Genomic DNA, 16,324 nt, shown 5'->3' with positions numbered 1-16,324 from the left:
CTTTTTGTTTCCGGAGTGGGCTCAGCGCCGCCGGCGGCGCAAGACGATGCCCAGCATCCCCAGGCCGGCCATCAACATCGCCCAGCTCTGCGGTTCAGGCACCGCGGCGATCGTCCCGGTGAAGCTGTTGATCTTGTAGGTCCCGCTACCGCTGACGCTCTGCGCGATCAGCGTGCCGTCGAGGCTGCCATTGGAGAAACTGACACTCGCATAGGGCGCGAGGATGCTACCCGTGACACCGATCGAACTGATGTTCAACGAAGACGCCTGCGCAAAGTTGAAGAGGATCTTGTCCTTGCTGGTCGTCGCCACCTGGTTCGCAGCACCGAGGGAGATACCCATGTTCTGCAGGCTGACGCTGCTGCCATCGACGTTGATGACGACGGTCGAGCCGCTCGGCGTCGAGATGTAGAGGCCATTACCGGAGCTCAGATCCGAGCCCTTGACATTGAACACGTTCAGCGTCGAACTGGTCCCGGTCAGGTTGACCGACCTCCAGGGGGTCACGCTGGTCGTACCATTCGCAGCCAGCGCGGCGAGGCTGTTCGAGAGGCCGGTCAGCTGGCTCTGCGCAGCACTGAAGTCGATCGAGGAAGTGCTGCTGCCCGGAGCCCAAACGTTCCCGCTCGTGCTCCCCCCCACTGCGACCGCCCCCTGGCTGCTCAATCCGGTCGTCGAAAGGCTGTCGAAAACGAACAGGTTATAGCCCTGGGCGGCTCCAAGGTCCGCGCGGGCAAGACCACTGGCCAGGGTCAGCAGCGCAAAAAAAGCGATACGGCAGCAGGGCGAGCGGGACATGGCTATACCACTAAAACATGAATAGCCTCGAATTTACCCCTAAACGATAAAATCCGGTCACAAACTCCTTCAACAAATGTGACGCGCCGCCCGTCCCTGTCGCGATTCAGCACGAGTGACCGTCGAGATTGCGGCTGAATCCGAGGCTTCCCCCGCCGTGGGTCGGCACGATGCAGATCGTGATCGCCAGCGATTTTGCCGATTTCGTCAGATCGGGAGGAAAGGGCGAGTAGGGCGCAGCCCGTTCGACCAGAGCCTGGATGTAGGCGATCTCGTCGTGCTGATCGCCCGAATTGAGCACCAGGAAAGTCCTGATCGTGCCGTTGGGGTTGAGCCTGAGCTGTACCGCGGCATTGCGGGAACCTTGACGGCGCTGGCCGCGACGCACGAAAGAAGCGCTGCGGTTCAGTTTGGTGACCAGGGAGTCCAGGTACATCTCCAGGCTGAAGGGACTGACCGGGGGGCTGTCGGGAAGCCTCTCGACACTGACCGTTCCGTCGTCGTCCGCCGCCGACCTGGCCATCTCCCGTCCCATGTCGCGCGCCATCGCCAACGAGCGCTGGGCGAGGCCGGTACGCGCCTTGGCCTGCGCTTCGAGCGACTCGAGAAACTCATCCATCTCCGCTTTCTCCTGGGGCGACCACGATCGCTGCGGCGCACTGGCCGCAGACGGTTCAGGAAGAGGCGCGCGCCCAGGCACCGCGGAGACAAAACGCGGAGGCCGCGAAGGCGTCAGGGGTGGCGGCGGTACTTCCGGCGCCTCGGCAGGTGGGGACGGCGGCGGGGGCCTCTTCGCCACCAGCCGGGTCGTCATCCGCCCGGGGCCGTGTGCGGCCCGAGGAGGCTGAACCGGCACAGCCAACACGAGCATGTGCAGCAGCAGCGAAACGGCTAGCGCCAGGAGAAATACGTCGTGACATCGACGCTCGTCGGAAAACGGCATTGCTTTAGTGTATTCGGGCAGCACTCTGACAACTGCGCAAGATCTCTGTTACAACTGCGTACTCCTGTATCAAAGATCTGTACGGAGCACAGCAAAGTGCAGATATGCTTATCGGTCCGCCAGAGATTGTCCCCGATGTTGACTCCTTCTCACACCCTCGAACACGAAATAGATCTCTTCGTGTACTGGCTTGGCATCGCCGCCGTCGCGGCCTGCTCGGCCGCAGCGGTCCTGGAAGCCGGACGCAAGCGCTTCGACCTCTTCGGCCTGCTCGTGATCGCCTTCGTCGCGGCGCTGGGCGGAGGAACGATGCGCGACCTGCTGCTCGGCCGCACCGTGTTCTGGATCGCCGACCCGACCTATCTGACTGCGGTCGCGCTGCCCGGTCTCGCCACTTTCTGGCTGGCGAAACGCAAACCCCTGCCGCTGGACATCTTCCTGGTTCCGGACGCGATCGGCCTGGGCCTGTTCACGGTCATCGGCACCCGGGTCGCGCTGCTCGCCGGCGTGCACTGGATCGTCGCGGCGGTGATGGGTGTGATCACCGGCGTTGCCGGAGGCATACTGCGCGACGTGCTGCTCAACGAGGAGCCGGTCATCTTCCGCGGCGAGCTCTATGCGACCGCCGCGCTGGCAGGAGCTCTGGGCCTGATTCTGATGCTGGAGCTGAACGTCGATTACCGCTGGGCAGGACCGGTATCCTACGGCGTGATCGTCTCGCTTCGCCTCGCCGCGATGCGCTGGCACCTGCGTCTGCCACACTTTGACTCCGGGAAACCGGGCAAGACAGGGTAGAGTTCGCCCTCGCACATCAGGAAGGACAATCATGGAACTGGACCGGATTCTTCAATCCCAGGGCTTTGGCAGCCGCAAGGAGTGCCGGGGACTGGTCAGGCACGGCCTGGTCACGATCGCGGGCAAGCTCTGCGAAGATCCCTTCGAGGACTTCACGACCGAAGCACTCGTGCTCGACGTCGATGGCGAGATCTGGCCCTACCACGCCCAAGCCTATCTGATGATCAACAAGCCGGTCGGCTACGAAGTCTCGCAGAAGCCCAAGCACCACCGCAGCGTCTTCGAACTGCTGCCCGACCCGATCCGCGCGCGCGGAGTCCAGGCGATCGGTCGCCTCGACGAAGACACGACCGGCCTGCTGATCCTGACCGACGATGGCCAGCTGATCCACCAGATCTCGTCGCCGAAGCGCAAGATTCCCAAGGTCTACGAGGTCACGCTGAAGCACCCGGTCGAAGCCGCGCTGATCGAAGCGCTGCTCGCCGGAGTCGAGCTCCACGACGATCCCGAACCGGTTGCGGCCGCAAGCTGCGAAGCGACCGGCGAACACACGCTGAAGCTGACGATCACGTCCGGCAAGTATCACCAGGTCAAACGGATGATCGGTGCGGCCGGCAACCGCGTCGAAGCGCTAAAGCGGATCGCGGTCGGCAGGCTGCAGCTTCCCGACACGATGCCGGAAGGCGGCTGGGCCTGGCTCAGCGAAGCCGACCTCGCCGCGCTGCGCTGCGAGGCCTGAGGGGCTTACTTGCGCCGGGTTTCGCTGGCGAGCAGCCTGGGAAGCTTGGTGCGCACAGCATCTTGAAGCATCGTGCGCAGTATCGCGACTTTCTCTTCAGCCATCAGAGCATCCCAAGCCAGTCCGGACGGGCTGGCACTGGCTGCAAAAGGCCGCGAAGCGGTGATCGGAACCGTCCCTATTTCCCGCAGATCGCGCCCGTCGAGAAGAGTCAGCTGAATATAGACATAGGGCGAAATGAAGCCCTTATCGGTTCGCCCCGCACCTTCCTGCTCAAGTCTGAGCGTGCTGTCGATGTAGAAGCCCAGCCCCTCGAGATATCCGTTTCCGACATTTCCGTCACTCAACTGCAGGCGTGCATCGCTGCGCAGCTTGCGGATCAGCACGATGCGATCCGGGTGCTCGGCCTGAAGCGCCTTCTGCAGCGCAGGCAGCTGCAAAAGCTTGTCGGTCGGAGCACTGTAGGCCTCGGAGCTGCTCAGACCCAGCAGACTGACTTGCGCTCCCGGCGCAAGCGCCGGCAGCAGTTTGTCCACTTCATCGAGGACTTCATCGTCCAGCCCCAGCCCCTGAACTGAAAGCACGGTGTTCTCGGTCCGGTTGAGGCGGGTTCCTGTCGCAAGCTTACGGGCTGCGACCGTGAGCTGGTCTCCGACCAACGAGACGACCGCATAGCGGAGGTGATCTGCTGCCTGCGCGGACTGCGCGCAGAACAACAGGGTGGCTAACAGCAGCTTGAGGGGGTTCATGTTGTGCGCCCGGGGGGAAGACAGGCCATCATATTATGGCGACCGGAATTCGGGTGACAATATAAAACCTGGCAGGCCAGGCTATTCGCCTGGACGAATGAGCCGCTTCTCGCGAAGCGGCCCTGATGAAGCGATCAGGCTCCGAGCTTCTTCTTCAGCAGCTCGGTGACCTGGGCCGGAGCGGCCTTGCCGCGCGAGGCCTTCATGACCTGACCGACCAGAGCGTTGAATGCTTTTTCCTTGCCGGCGCGGAATTCCTCGACCGATTTCGGGTTCGCCGCGAGCACTTCGTCGATGATCGGTTCGATCGCCGACAGATCGGTGACCTGCTTCAGGCCCAGCTTCTCGATCAGCGCGTCGGCATCCTCGCCTTCGCCGTTCCACAACGCGTCGAACACCTTCTTCGCGGCCGAGTTCGAGATCGTGTTGTCGCCGATCCGCTTGAGCATTCCGGCCAGTTGGACCGGCTTGATCGGCGCCGCGGTGAGTTCCAGCCCTTCCTTGTTGAGCCGCGCGGCAAGTTCGCCCATGACCCAGTTCGCGGCCGGCTTGGCGAGGGAAGCCCCGGCGAGCTCCAGCGTGTCGAGGAAGTACTGCGCCGTCTCGCGGCTCGCGGTCAGCGTCGCCGCATCGTAGGCGGACAGGCCGTACTCGCTCAGAAAGCGTGCGCTCAGCTGAGCCGGCAGCTCGGGGAGCTCGCCCTTGACGCGTTCGACCCATTCGTCCGAAATCACCAGCGGCAACAGATCGGGATCGGGGAAATAGCGGTAATCGTTGGCGTCTTCCTTGGAGCGCATCGCGCGCGTCTCGCCCGCCTCCGGGTCGAACAGCACGGTGGCCTGCTGGATCCGACCGCCGTCCTCGATCGTCTCGATCTGGTAGGCGATCTCGGCCTCTATCGCCTCCTTCAGGAAGCGGAAGCTGTTCAGATTCTTGATCTCGCGCCGGGTGCCCAGCACCGGGTCGCCCTTTTTGCGCACCGACACGTTCGCATCGCAGCGGAAAGAACCTTCCTGCATGTTGCCATCCGAGATGTCGATCCAGCGCACCAGCGCGTGCAGCGCCCGCGCATAGGCGACCGCCTCATCGGAGGAGCTCATCACCGGCTCGGTGACGATTTCGAGCAGAGGCGTGCCAGCGCGGTTCAAGTCGATCCCGGACATGCCGCTGAAGTCCTCGTGCAGCGACTTGCCGGCGTCCTCCTCGAGGTGGGCGCGGGTCAGCTCGACCGTCTTCGCGTAGGCCTTGTCGCCTTCGCCAACCTGTACCGTGATCGCTCCGCCCTGCACGACGGGAAGTTCGAACTGGCTGATCTGATAGCCCTTGGGCAGATCGGGATAGAAGTAGTTCTTGCGCGCGAAGATCGACGTCGGCGCGACCTTCGCGCCGATCGCGAGACCGAAACGTATCGCCCGCTCGACCGCACCGCGGTTCAACACCGGCAGCGCGCCGGGCAGCGCGATGTCGACCGCCGATGCCTGGCGGTTCGCTTCGGCGCCGAAGGCAGTCGAACTGCCCGAAAAGATCTTCGCTTGCGTCGAAAGCTGGACGTGAGTCTCCAGCCCAATCACCACTTCCCAATCAGCTCTCGCCATTTCGTCTCTTCCCTTTGAAGCCCCGCGATTTCACTCGTCCGCAAAACCCGCAGGCAACTTTTCCATTCAATTGCAACGCTTGACCCGCCGGTCGTAGAGGATCGGCAGGATGTAATCCATCGTTTTCGACGGCGTGCAGTATTGCTCGCAGTCGCTGTAGGCCAAAGTGACTTTGGGCCCCTGTTCCCACATGTGCAGCGTGCAGCGCCCGTTGCGCGCCTTCAATTCCACGACGCTCGGGCGCTGCGTCTGCAGGAAGTCCGGCAGCGCGAACTCGCAGGCCCCACCCTGGGGGGTCGCGAGCCTCGCCCTAAGGTAGCGAACCCTGCCCTCCTTCACTTCGACATCAGCCTGGGCCGAGTGATGACGCTCGTCGAGTGACGCGCAGCGAAAGGCGACGTCGAGCGGCTTGACCTGCATCGCCCCCCGTGGCCGGCCGACCGCCGGCGCGGCCGGTGTCGGCTGGGTCAGCCGGTTCGGTACCGCGGGCAAAAGGCGCTCAGCCCCCTTGGCGGCCGGACTCCGCGGCGCCGCCGGCGACGGCTTGCCCACTTCCGGGCGCTCGGGAGCCCGGGTCGCGCAGGCCGCAAGCAGCGCCAGCGAAGCCCCCAGCAGGCCTAGCCGCCCGATTTTCACGCCGCGCCCCGCTTGAAACCAGCGAGCAGAATGCCGACCCCGACGAAAACGCCACCGAAGACGCGATTCGTCCAGCGAATGTGTCCGGGCTCGCGCAGCAGGGTCAGAACCCTCGCCGCCAGCAGCGTGTAGCCGCACATCACGACCACATCGGAGATGAACAGCGAAGCCGCGCAGGCGAGGTACTGGGGAGCCTGGGGCGCATGGGGATTGATGAACTGGGGCAGCACCGCGAGCATGAAGACAACGCCTTTGGGGTTGCTCGCATTGACCAGAAAACCTCTCAACACCAGGGCTCGGCGCGAAGCCGGAATCACCTCCCCCCCGTCTTCGACCCAAGGTCGGGCTTCGGCCCGCCACTGCTGGACTCCGAGCCAGACCAGATAGGCCACCCCGAACCACTTGATCGCGTTGAAGGCGAGGTTCGACGCGGCCAGAACCGCGCCGAGGCCCAGAGCGACGACCATCAGCATCAGCGCGATTCCGCACTGCAGCCCGAGGATGTTCCAGACGCCGCGACGAAAGCCGTAGCGCAGGCCCGCCGTCATGCTCGACAGCGCGCCGGCGCCCGGTGACAGGCTGATCAACCAGCTGGCAGCGAAGAAGGCGAGCCAGGTGTGCACGCTCATGTTTAGAGCTTGGGCACGCGGGTATGAAAGTCGGTCGCCTGCTGGAAGCGGTGCGCGATCGCGAGCATTCTCGCCTCGTCGAAGTAGTTGCCGATCAGCTGCAGACCGACTGGCAGACCGCCTTTGCCGAAGCCGCAGGGCACCGACATGCCCGGCAGACCGGCAAGGTTCAGCGCTACCGTGTAGATGTCGGCGAGGTACATCTGAACCGGATCGTCGGCCATCTGGCCGAGCGACCAGGCAGTCGTCGGGCTCACCGGTCCGACCAGCACATCGCACTGGGCCAGCGCCGCCTGGAAGTCCTCGGCGATCAGCCGGCGCAGCTTCAGCGCCTGCAGGTAATACGCGTCGTAATAGCCGTGCGACAGCACATAGGTGCCGACCATGATCCGGCGCTGGACTTCGCGGCCGAAGCCTTCGGCCCGGCTCTTGCAGTACATCTCCATCAGGTCGCGGTACTCGGCGGCGCGGTGGCCATAGCGAACGCCGTCGTAGCGCGACAGGTTCGAACTCGCCTCGGCCGGTGCGATCACGTAGTAGGCCGGAATCGCCAGCTCGGTCTTGGGCAGGCTAACGATGACGCGCACCGCGCCAAGCTTTTCGAGTTCGACGAGCGCCGCTTCGATCGCAACGCGCACGTCGGCGGCAAGCCCTTCTCCGAAGTATTCTTTCGGAACGCCCAGGCGCACGCCGGCGAGCGGCCTGGCCGGATCGGCCGGAGCCTGATTCAGGAGCCGCGTGTAGTCCTCGCCCTCGCGTTCAGCCGAAGTCGAATCCTTGTCGTCGAAGCCGGCGAACGCGTTCAACATCAGCGCGCAGTCCTCGGCGCTCTTCGCAAACGGGCCGCCCTGGTCGAGCGACGAAGCATAGGCAACCATACCCCAGCGCGACACGACACCATAGGTCGGCTTCAGACCGGTCACGCCGCACAGCGAAGCGGGCTGGCGGATCGACCCGCCGGTATCGGTGCCGGTGATCGCCGGCGCCAGACGCGCAGCGACCGCCGCCGCTGAACCGCCCGAGGAACCGCCCGGCACACGGGAGAGATCCCAGGGGTTCTTCACCGCACCGAAAGCCGAGCTCTCGTTCGTCGAGCCCATCGCGAACTCGTCGCAGTTGGTCTTGCCGAGCAGCACGGTGCCGGCCGCCTTGAGCCGCGCAACGACGGTCGCGTCGTAGGGGCTGATGAAGTTTTCGAGCATCTTCGAGCCGCAGCTGGTCAAGAGCCCTTCAGTACAGAACAGATCCTTGTGCGCGATCGGAAGCCCGGTCAGCGGCCCCGCCTTGCCGGCTGCGATCGCCACGTCGGCGGCCCGGGCCTGAGCCAGGGCACCGTCGGAATCGACGGTGATGAAGGCGTTGAGCCCAGGGTTCAGCGCCGCGATGCGGTCGAGGAAGGTCTGCGTCAGCTCGACGCTGGAGAATTGCCGCGCAGCCAGGCCGGCCGCGATCTCTTTCAGACTCAGTTCAATCATCGGTTTCGTTCTTTCAAGCCTGCGTGTAGCCCAGGCCGCGTTCGACCAAGTCGATCAGCGTGTGGATCACCTTGATGTGGATTTCCTGGATGCGATCGGCGTAACCGAAATGCGGCACGACGATCGCAACATCAGCCAGACGCGCCAGCTCTCCGCCGTCCTTGCCGGTCAGCGCGATGACCTTGACGCCCCGCTCGCGGGCCACTTTGACTGCGGCGAGCACGTTCGGCGACTTGCCGCTCGTCGAGATGCCCAACAGCACGTCGCCTGCGCGACCGAAAGCCTCGACGTGGCGGGCAAATATCTGCTCGAAACCGTAGTCGTTGCCGACGCAGGTGATGTGCGAGACATCCGATACGGCCATCGCCGGCAGCGCCGGGCGGTTCTCGCGGTAGCGGCCGGAGAGCTCTTCGGCGAAATGCATCGCATCACAGTGCGAACCGCCGTTGCCGCAGGAAATGACTTTCCCTCCGGCCAGGAAGCTCTCGACCAGCAGCTTGGCGGCGGCGGCAACAGAGGACTGGAAAGGCTTATCCACAGCGAGGCGCTGGAGCAGCGCCAGGGCTTCGGAAAAATGTTCGGCTACGCGTTGTTCGGACATGTGTGTGATCCAGATTTGGTTCGACATCGGGCTCTTCGCCCGAATCCGTCTCGTGAGGACTACTCTATGACTTTGGGGACGAGGTAGAGGCCTTCCTCGGCGCTCGGCGCGACAGCCTGATAGGCTTCGCGGCGGTCAGTTTCGGTCACGACGTCGTCGCGCAGCCTCTGAGCGACGGCCTGAGGCTTGTACAGGGGTTCGACGCCGGTCGTATCGACCGCCTGCATCTTCTCGATCAGGCCGAAGATGCCGTTGAGTTTGTCTAGCGTTGCCTGGGCTTCACCGGCATCAAGTTCCAGCCTGGCCAGCTTGGCAATGCGGAAAACATCATCAGTACAGAGGGACATGATGGGAATTGACCGCGCTCGCGGATTTAATCCATAGAATTGAATAGGTTATCATAGACGCTTTACCCGCCCCAGCCGGACGGATGCCGGGGAGTCGCAGATGCGGCTCGTCCAGGCGGAGCAAGCGCTGTAAGCTTGTTCGCCCTCGGCGATTGCAGACTTGGTGCAATCGCCTTCGCGTCCCAGCGGCGCGCCCGCAACCCCGGGGGCCAACCCCTGAAACGGAATTTTGCCAATGTTCGGATCCCTGCGCTCCTATTTCTCGAACGATCTCGCGATCGACCTCGGTACCGCCAACACCCTGATCTACGTCCGCGGCAAAGGCATCGTGCTCGATGAACCTTCCGTCGTCGCCATCCGCACCGAAGGCGGGCCCAACGCGAAGAAGACGATCCAAGCGGTCGGCGCCCAGGCCAAGCAGATGCTGGGCAAGACTCCGGGCAACATCGCCGCGATCCGCCCGATGAAGGACGGTGTGATCGCCGACTTCACGGTCACCGAGCAGATGCTCAAGCAGTTCATCAAAAAGGTTCATCCTTCTTCGCTGTTCGCCCCCAGCCCGCGGATCATCATCTGCGTGCCCTGTGGTTCGACCCAGGTCGAACGCCGCGCGATTCGCGAGTCGGCGCTGGGCGCCGGAGCCTCCCAGGTCTTCCTGATCGAGGAACCGATGGCCGCCGCAATCGGTGCCGGCCTGCCGGTGGCTGACGCGACCGGTTCGATGGTCGTCGACATCGGCGGCGGCACGACCGAAGTCGGCGTCATCGCGCTGGGCGGCATGGTCTATTCGGGCTCGATCCGCGTCGGCGGCGACAAGTTCGACGAATCGATCGTCAACTACATCCGCCGCAACTACGGCATGCTGATCGGCGAGACCACCGCCGAAAACATCAAGAAGAACATCGGTTCGGCCTTCCCCGGCTCCGAAGTCAAGGAGATGGAAGTGAAGGGCCGCAACCTGGCCGAGGGCATCCCGCGCAGCTTCACGATCTCGTCGAACGAGATCCTCGAAGCGCTGACCGACCCGCTGAACTCGATCGTCTCGGCGGTCAAGATCGCGCTCGAACAGACACCTCCGGAACTGGGCGCCGACATCGCCGAACGCGGCATGGTTCTAACCGGTGGCGGCGCGCTGCTGCGCGACCTCGACCGCCTGCTGATGGAAGAGACCGGCCTGCCGGTCATCGTTGCCGACGATCCTTTGACCTGCGTCGTGCGCGGCTCCGGCCTCGCGCTCGAGAAGATGGACAAGCTCGGCAACATTTTCGCCAGCGAATAACCGGGGAAACAGCTCGGGAAGGGAGAGGCGCCGCTTCTCCCTTCCCCGTTCACGATCATGTCAGTCGTCGGCCATCAACCTCCCCCATTCTTTCGGCGCGGCCTGCCTCCCGCAGCCCGGCTGACGCTCTTCCTCGTGCTGTCCATCGGACTGCTCGTGGCCGACCTGCGCTTCCGCTACATGGAAACGCTGCGCCAGGGCCTGTCCGTGCTGAGCTATCCGCTGCAGATCGCCGCGGCGACCCCAGCCGACTGGACGCATCAGACTCTGGAATACTTCTCGTCGCTGAACCAGCTGCAGAAGGAAAACCAGGCTCTGCGCCGCCGCGCCTTGCAGGACGCCAAGCGCTTGCTGCGTCAGGACGCGCTGGAGCAGGACAACCGCCAGATCCGCGAACTGCTGGGTATGCGCGAACGCACGAACGCACGCAGCGTCGCCGCCGAAGTGCTGTACACGGCCCGCGACCCCTTCGCGCACCGGGTCATCATCGACCGGGGAGAGCGCGACGGCGTCGAAGCTGGGCTTCCGGTCATCGACGGCCGCGGAGTGATCGGCCAGGTCACCCGGACCTTCTCGCTGCAGTCGGAGGTGACGCTGCTGACCGACCGCGAACAGGCAATCCCGGTCCGTGACGTGCGCAGCGGCCTGCGCGCCGTGATGTTCGGCGCCGGAAACGGGCTGCTCGAACTGCGCTACCTCGCCTCCAATGCCGATGTCGCGCCGGGAGACCTGATCGTGACTTCGGGCCTGGACGGGGTCTATCTGCCCGATCTTCCGATCGCCCGTGTCGTCCGGATCAGCCGCGACGATGCCCGCGGTTTCGCCCGCTTCCTGTGCCAGCCTCTGGGTGGGGTCGAGAGGAGCGGCGCGGTTCTGGTGATCGGTCGGGCTGCGGCGCCCCCCCCCAACCCGGTCGCCGACGAACCCGAACCCGTTCCGGAAAAAGCCCCCCGCCACGCCAACCGGGCAGCCGCCAGCGCCCCCAGGGAGCCCTGAGCATGCAAGCCCCCCATCGTTCCAGCCGTATCCTTCTTCCCGTGCGCATGGGCTGGGTGTGGCTGAGCCTGATCGTCGCGCTGACACTCAATTTCGTTCCCGTGCCCCAGATTCCCGGCATCCCGGACTTCGTCGCCCTCGTGCTCGCTTTCTGGTGCGTACGCGAACCACTGCGCGTCAGTATGGGCGCGGCTTTCGTGCTGGGCGTGCTGACCGACATCGGTCACGGTTCGGCAATGGGCCAGCACGCGCTGGCCTATGTGCTGCTCGCCTTCACCTGCGGCGCGATGGCCAGGCGCCTGCTCTGGTTCCCGCCCGCCGCTCAGGCCTTGCAGATGGTGCCGATCTTTCTGATGACCCAGGTCGTGATGCTGATCGTGCGCCTGATCGCCGGCGCCGACTTCCCGGGCTGGGATTACTTCTTCTCCGCGTTCACGACTTCGCTGCTCTGGTTCCCCATCCACTACATCCTGCTTCTGCCCCAGATGCAGCCGATAGAGCACGACGAGAACCGGCCGCTGTGAGCGCGATCGCCCACGGCGCGGCATCATCGGCAGGCTGAGCCCCATGGAATTCAATACCCCGGATCAGGAAATCTCGCGCTTCCGCGCCCGCGTCATGTGGGCGGGTTTCTTCGTGTTCATCTGCTTCGGCCTGCTCGTTGCACGCTTCGTCTGGCTGCAGGTCTTGCGTCACGACTACTACTCGACCCGTGCCGAGGAAAACCGGATCTCGCTGGTCCCGATCGTTCCGAACCGCGGCCTGATCGTCGACCGCAACGGGGTCGTGATGGCGCGCAACTACTCCGCCTACACGCTCGAGATCACGCCTTCGAAGGTTCACAAACTCGAAGAGACCATCGATGCACTGGCCACCCTAATCGATATCCAGCCCAAGGACAGGAAGCGCTTCCACAAGCTGCTCGAGGAGAGCAAGACTTTCGAGAGCCTGCCGCTGCGCAATCGCCTCAGCGACGAGGAGGTCGCCCGTTTCATCGCCCAGCGCTACCGCTTCCCCGGCGTTGAGATCAAGGCCAGGCTGTTCCGCCAGTACCCGGAAGGCGAGCTTGCCTCCCATCTGCTCGGCTATATCGGCCGGATCAACGACCGCGAGAAGAAAGCGATCGAAGAGGACGAGGATCGCAACTCGAACTATCGCGGCACCGAGCACATCGGCAAGAGCGGAATCGAGCAGAGCTACGAAGACGACCTGCACGGCACGACCGGCTTCGAGCAGATTGAGGTCGACTCGGGCGGACGCGCGGTGCGTTCTCTGTCGCGCGTACCGCCGATTCCCGGCAACAAGCTGGTGCTGACCGTGGACATGAAGCTGCAGAAGATCGCCGAAGAGGCTTTCGGCGAACGGCGCGGCGCACTGGTCGCGATCGAACCGGGCTCTGGCGGCGTGCTGGCTCTCGTGTCGAAGCCAACTTTCGACCCCAACCTGTTCGTCGACGGCATCGACCCGCAGAACTGGGACGCGCTGAACACTTCTCCCGACCATCCGCTGCTGCACCGGGCCATCTACTCGGCCTATCCGCCCGGATCGACCTTCAAGCCCTATATGGCTCTGGCGGCGCTGACGACCGGCAAGCGCTCGGCGACCGCGACGATCTCCGATCCCGGCTATTTCTGGTTTGGTGGCCACAGGTTCAACGACGACAAGAAGGGCGGCCACGGTCTCGTCGACATGGCCAAATCCATCGTCGCGTCCTGCGATACCTACTACTACTCGCTCGCCAACGAGATGGGCATCGATCTGATCTCCCGTTTCATGAGCCAGTTTGGTTTCGGCGAACGCACCGGAATCGATCTCCACGGCGAGTCGACCGGAGTACTGCCCTCCCAGGAATGGAAGAGAAAGCGCTTCAAGAAGCGGGAGATGCAGAAATGGTATGCCGGCGAGACGGTCTCGGTCGGCATCGGCCAGGGCTACAACAGCTACACACTGCTGCAGCTCGCCCACGCCACAGCCACTCTGGGCGCCAACGGCGTCATGTACCGACCGCACGCGGTCAAATATGTCCAGGACGCCCGCACCAACAAACTGCGCATGATCGACCCGCAGCCGGTACGGACGATCCCGCTCAAGCCCGAACACCTCGCCGTGATCCGCAACGCGATGGTCGGCGTCACGAAGTACGGCACCGGTTCGCGCGCCTTCGCAGGCGCCGAGTACGAGGTGGCCGGCAAGACCGGAACGGCCCAGGTCTTTTCGCTGAAGGGGTCGAAGTACGAAGCGCACAAGGTCGATGAACGCCATCGCGACCACGCGCTGTTCATCGCCTTCGCTCCGGCCGATGCGCCGAAGATCGCGCTGGCCGTGTTGGTCGAAAACGGTGGTTTCGGCGCCGAAACCGCAGCTCCGATCGCGCGCCAGATCCTCGACTACTATCTGCTCGGCAAGATGCCCAAGGGCGTGGCTCCCGAGCAGCCGGGAGCAGAATGATGTTGCAGAGGCTATGGCACCGGATCGCCTCTCCGGTCGACCCCTTCCTGGGAATCCTTCTCGCGGTTCTGCTCAGCTTCACGACCGTCGTGATGCTCTCCGCCTCCCCCGAGCGCATCCAGTCGCAGCTGATCAACACGCTGACCGGCCTCGTGATCACCTGGGTCGTCGCCAACATCTCCCAGCAGAAGCTGCAATCGTTCGCGCTTCCCCTCTACGTCATCGGCGTGTTGCTGCTGATCGCGGTCGCGCTGTTCGGCGACGTGTCCAAGGGCGCGCGGCGTTGGCTGCACGTCGGCGTGACACGGATCCAGCCCTCGGAACTCTTGAAGATCGCAATGCCGCTGATGCTGGCCTGGTATTTCCAGCAGCGCGAAGGCGCGCTCAGGGCCTTCGACTTCGTCATCGCGTTGGTCCTGCTGCTGATCCCGGTCGGCCTGATCGCAAAGCAGCCCGACCTCGGCACCGCGATCCTCGTGTTCTCGGCCGGCCTCTTCGTGATCTTCTTCGCGGGTTTGTCGTGGAAGCTGATCGTTCCGGTCATGCTCGCCGGCATCATCGGCGTCGCCGCGATCATCTCGTCCCAGGACAAGATCTGCGACCCTGACGTTGCCTGGCCGGGGATGAAGGACTACCAGAAGCACCGCGTCTGCACCTTGCTCGACCCTTCGTCCGACCCGCTCGGCAAAGGTTTCCATACGATTCAGTCGACGATCGCGGTCGGTTCGGGTGGAGTGCTCGGCAAGGGCTGGCGCAATGGCACCCAGGCGCAGCTCGAGTTCATCCCCGAGCGGCACACCGACTTTGTCTTCGCGGTGATCTCCGAAGAGTGGGGTCTGGTCGGCAACCTCGGGCTGTTGACTGTGTTCCTGCTGCTGATCTACCGCGGACTGATGATCGCCGCCAGCGCCCCCAACCAGTTCTCGCGCCTCTTGGCCGGAGCGATCTCGATGTCCTTCTTCACCTATGTTTTCGTCAACATGGGCATGGTGACAGGCATTCTTCCCGTCGTCGGCGTACCCTTGCCTCTGGTCAGCTATGGTGGAACAGCGCTGGTGACGCTGTGTCTGGGACTGGGTATGCTGATGAGCATCGCCCGGCACAAGCCGCTCCTGCAGCAATGAGGAAAGACCATTGACCCTGAACCACCCCTTCGCCTTCGCCGCGGTCCTCGCCAGCCTTCTTCTGGCCGGCTGCGCAAGCTCGCCCCAGGGACCCGGCGCGAGCACGACGAAGCCGGCGCCGGTCGTCACCCGGCCAGCCCAACGCGCGAGCGGAGAACTCGCTCCACTGACCCGCGAACCGGTCACGGCAAAGCCGATACCGGGGCAGAAAAGCGGGACCGCGGCGAAGATCGTCCAGAAGCGCGGCGGCGCCTATTACAAGGACGACGGTCCGGGTGACAACCCGCCGCCTGACCTCGATGCGATTCCCGACGCGGTTCCCCGCGCCGAAGCTCTGAATCCATTCGCGAACAGCCCCTATAACGTCCTCGGCCGGGACTATGTTCCGGAAACCTCGCTCAAGCCCTACCACTCGCGCGGAGTCGCGTCGTGGTACGGAAAGAAGTTCCACGGCCAGCCGACTTCGAGCGGCGAGATCTACGACATGTACGGGATGACGGCCGCCCACCCGACTCTGCCAATCCCGAGCTATGCGCGCGTCACGAACGTCGCGAATGGCCGTTCGGTGATCGTCCGGATCAACGACCGGGGCCCCTTCATCGCCGACCGGGTGATGGATCTGTCCTTCACGGCCGCCTACAAGCTCGGCTATTCGGACATGGGATCGACGACGATCGAGGTCGAGCAGATCATCCCCGAAGGCGTCGAGACGATCGCCGCCAACATTCCGCCCATCCGTCAGCGCCCGGCCCGACGTCCCGTAGTGGTCCGCAAGACTCCACCCAGACCGGCAGCGCCTCCGGCCAGCGAGTCGGTCAGCACCGTAGCGAGCGCGGCCGACGGCGCCGTCGCAAGCACCAGCGGTGGGCTGCAGCCGGTGCATACGACCCGGCCGCGCGGCATCTTCCTGCAGCTGGGGGCTTTCGCGAGCGCGGAGAACGCGAACGGCTTCCGCTCCCTCGTCGCGCATGAAGTCGACTGGCTCGCCAGCAGGCTGCTGATCCTGATGTCGGACGGCCGCTTCCGACTGCACGCCGGGCCCTTCGCGAGCGACAGCGAAGCAAGAAGCGCCGCCGAACTGATCGCCAACCAGTTGCGGCTGAAGCCTTTCGTTGTCACACACTGAACCTTTTTGCGCCCCGGGCGGTCAATCCCCCGGGCGTATAATTG

17 protein-coding genes are annotated in these 16,324 nt (G+C 64.2%); 8 read left to right on the top strand and 9 right to left on the bottom strand.

Annotated elements, in window-relative coordinates; all coding sequences use genetic code 11:
- Positions 1–21: 21 nt before the first annotated feature.
- Entirely contained in the window at positions 22–798 is a 777-nt protein-coding gene (locus tag ACHFB9_RS00595) for a choice-of-anchor A family protein (protein WP_417069034.1), read from the bottom strand.
- Between the two features lie 106 nt (positions 799–904).
- Positions 905–1,417: a hypothetical protein gene (locus ACHFB9_RS00590; protein WP_417069033.1), complete on the bottom strand. Its 513-nt coding sequence runs from the start codon at positions 1,415–1,417 to the stop codon at positions 905–907.
- A gap of 459 nt (positions 1,418–1,876) precedes the next feature.
- Here ACHFB9_RS00590 and ACHFB9_RS00585 point away from each other — a divergent pair, with 459 nt between their 5' ends.
- Positions 1,877–2,536, top strand: coding sequence for a trimeric intracellular cation channel family protein (locus tag ACHFB9_RS00585; protein ID WP_417069032.1), 660 nt, complete (start codon positions 1,877–1,879; stop codon positions 2,534–2,536).
- Between the two features lie 31 nt (positions 2,537–2,567).
- Positions 2,568–3,275: a pseudouridine synthase gene (locus tag ACHFB9_RS00580; RefSeq protein WP_417069031.1), complete on the top strand. Its 708-nt coding sequence runs from the start codon at positions 2,568–2,570 to the stop codon at positions 3,273–3,275.
- A 5-nt stretch (positions 3,276–3,280) separates the two neighbouring features.
- Here the strand turns inward: ACHFB9_RS00580 and ACHFB9_RS00575 are convergent, their stop codons facing one another.
- From ACHFB9_RS00575 to gatC, 7 genes are all read right to left on the bottom strand, one after another.
- Positions 3,281–4,024, bottom strand: a complete 744-nt coding sequence (locus ACHFB9_RS00575; protein ID WP_417069030.1) for a hypothetical protein — start codon at positions 4,022–4,024, stop codon at positions 3,281–3,283.
- A 134-nt stretch (positions 4,025–4,158) separates the two neighbouring features.
- A complete protein-coding gene (gene gatB, locus ACHFB9_RS00570; RefSeq protein WP_417069029.1) occupies positions 4,159–5,619 on the bottom strand; it encodes an Asp-tRNA(Asn)/Glu-tRNA(Gln) amidotransferase subunit GatB in 1,461 nt (486 codons plus the stop codon).
- 66 nt (positions 5,620–5,685) lie between these two features.
- Complete coding sequence (locus ACHFB9_RS00565; RefSeq protein ID WP_417069028.1) at positions 5,686–6,255, bottom strand: hypothetical protein; 570 nt, start codon at positions 6,253–6,255, stop codon at positions 5,686–5,688.
- Complete coding sequence (gene rhtB / locus ACHFB9_RS00560) at positions 6,252–6,884, bottom strand: homoserine/homoserine lactone efflux protein (RefSeq protein ID WP_417069027.1); 633 nt, start codon at positions 6,882–6,884, stop codon at positions 6,252–6,254. The genes ACHFB9_RS00565 and rhtB overlap by 4 nt, the downstream gene beginning before the upstream one ends.
- Positions 6,885–6,886: 2 nt before the next feature.
- Entirely contained in the window at positions 6,887–8,359 is a 1,473-nt protein-coding gene (gene gatA, locus ACHFB9_RS00555) for an Asp-tRNA(Asn)/Glu-tRNA(Gln) amidotransferase subunit GatA (protein WP_417069026.1), read from the bottom strand.
- A gap of 13 nt (positions 8,360–8,372) precedes the next feature.
- A complete protein-coding gene (gene lpcA, locus ACHFB9_RS00550) occupies positions 8,373–8,960 on the bottom strand; it encodes a D-sedoheptulose 7-phosphate isomerase (RefSeq protein WP_417069025.1) in 588 nt (195 codons plus the stop codon).
- 59 nt (positions 8,961–9,019) lie between these two features.
- On the bottom strand, positions 9,020–9,307 hold the full coding sequence (gene gatC / locus ACHFB9_RS00545; RefSeq protein WP_417069024.1) for an Asp-tRNA(Asn)/Glu-tRNA(Gln) amidotransferase subunit GatC: 288 nt from the start codon (positions 9,305–9,307) through the stop codon (positions 9,020–9,022).
- A gap of 235 nt (positions 9,308–9,542) precedes the next feature.
- On the opposite strand from gatC, the gene ACHFB9_RS00540 reads away from it, so the two are divergent.
- The 6 genes from ACHFB9_RS00540 to ACHFB9_RS00515 are packed head-to-tail and all read left to right on the top strand — an operon-like array spanning position 9,543 to position 16,280.
- Positions 9,543–10,586 carry a rod shape-determining protein gene (locus ACHFB9_RS00540; RefSeq protein WP_417069023.1) on the top strand — a complete coding sequence of 348 codons (1,044 nt, stop codon included), beginning with the start codon at positions 9,543–9,545 and terminating at the stop codon, positions 10,584–10,586.
- Positions 10,587–10,643: 57 nt separating this feature from the next.
- Positions 10,644–11,582, top strand: a complete 939-nt coding sequence (gene mreC / locus ACHFB9_RS00535; RefSeq protein WP_417069022.1) for a rod shape-determining protein MreC — start codon at positions 10,644–10,646, stop codon at positions 11,580–11,582.
- A gap of 2 nt (positions 11,583–11,584) precedes the next feature.
- Entirely contained in the window at positions 11,585–12,106 is a 522-nt protein-coding gene (mreD, locus tag ACHFB9_RS00530; protein ID WP_417069021.1) for a rod shape-determining protein MreD, read from the top strand.
- Between the two features lie 43 nt (positions 12,107–12,149).
- The gene (gene mrdA / locus ACHFB9_RS00525) at positions 12,150–14,030 is read left to right on the top strand and encodes a penicillin-binding protein 2 (RefSeq protein WP_417069020.1); all 1,881 of its coding nucleotides are present in this window, start codon (positions 12,150–12,152) and stop codon (positions 14,028–14,030) included.
- Positions 14,030–15,154 carry a rod shape-determining protein RodA gene (gene rodA / locus ACHFB9_RS00520; RefSeq protein ID WP_417069019.1) on the top strand — a complete coding sequence of 375 codons (1,125 nt, stop codon included), beginning with the start codon at positions 14,030–14,032 and terminating at the stop codon, positions 15,152–15,154. Before mrdA ends, rodA begins: the two co-directional genes overlap by 1 nt.
- Positions 15,155–15,164: 10 nt before the next feature.
- Positions 15,165–16,280 (top strand): septal ring lytic transglycosylase RlpA family protein, encoded by a 1,116-nt coding sequence (locus ACHFB9_RS00515; protein ID WP_417069018.1) that lies wholly within the window; start codon positions 15,165–15,167, stop codon positions 16,278–16,280.
- Positions 16,281–16,324: the final 44 nt, after the last annotated feature.

The sequence above is a fragment of the Niveibacterium terrae genome (assembly GCF_048213115.1).
Taxonomy (GTDB): domain Bacteria; phylum Pseudomonadota; class Gammaproteobacteria; order Burkholderiales; family Rhodocyclaceae; genus Niveibacterium; species Niveibacterium terrae.
The sequence above is the reverse complement of the archived record's forward strand: the minus strand, read 5'-3'. Positions and strand labels throughout refer to the sequence as shown.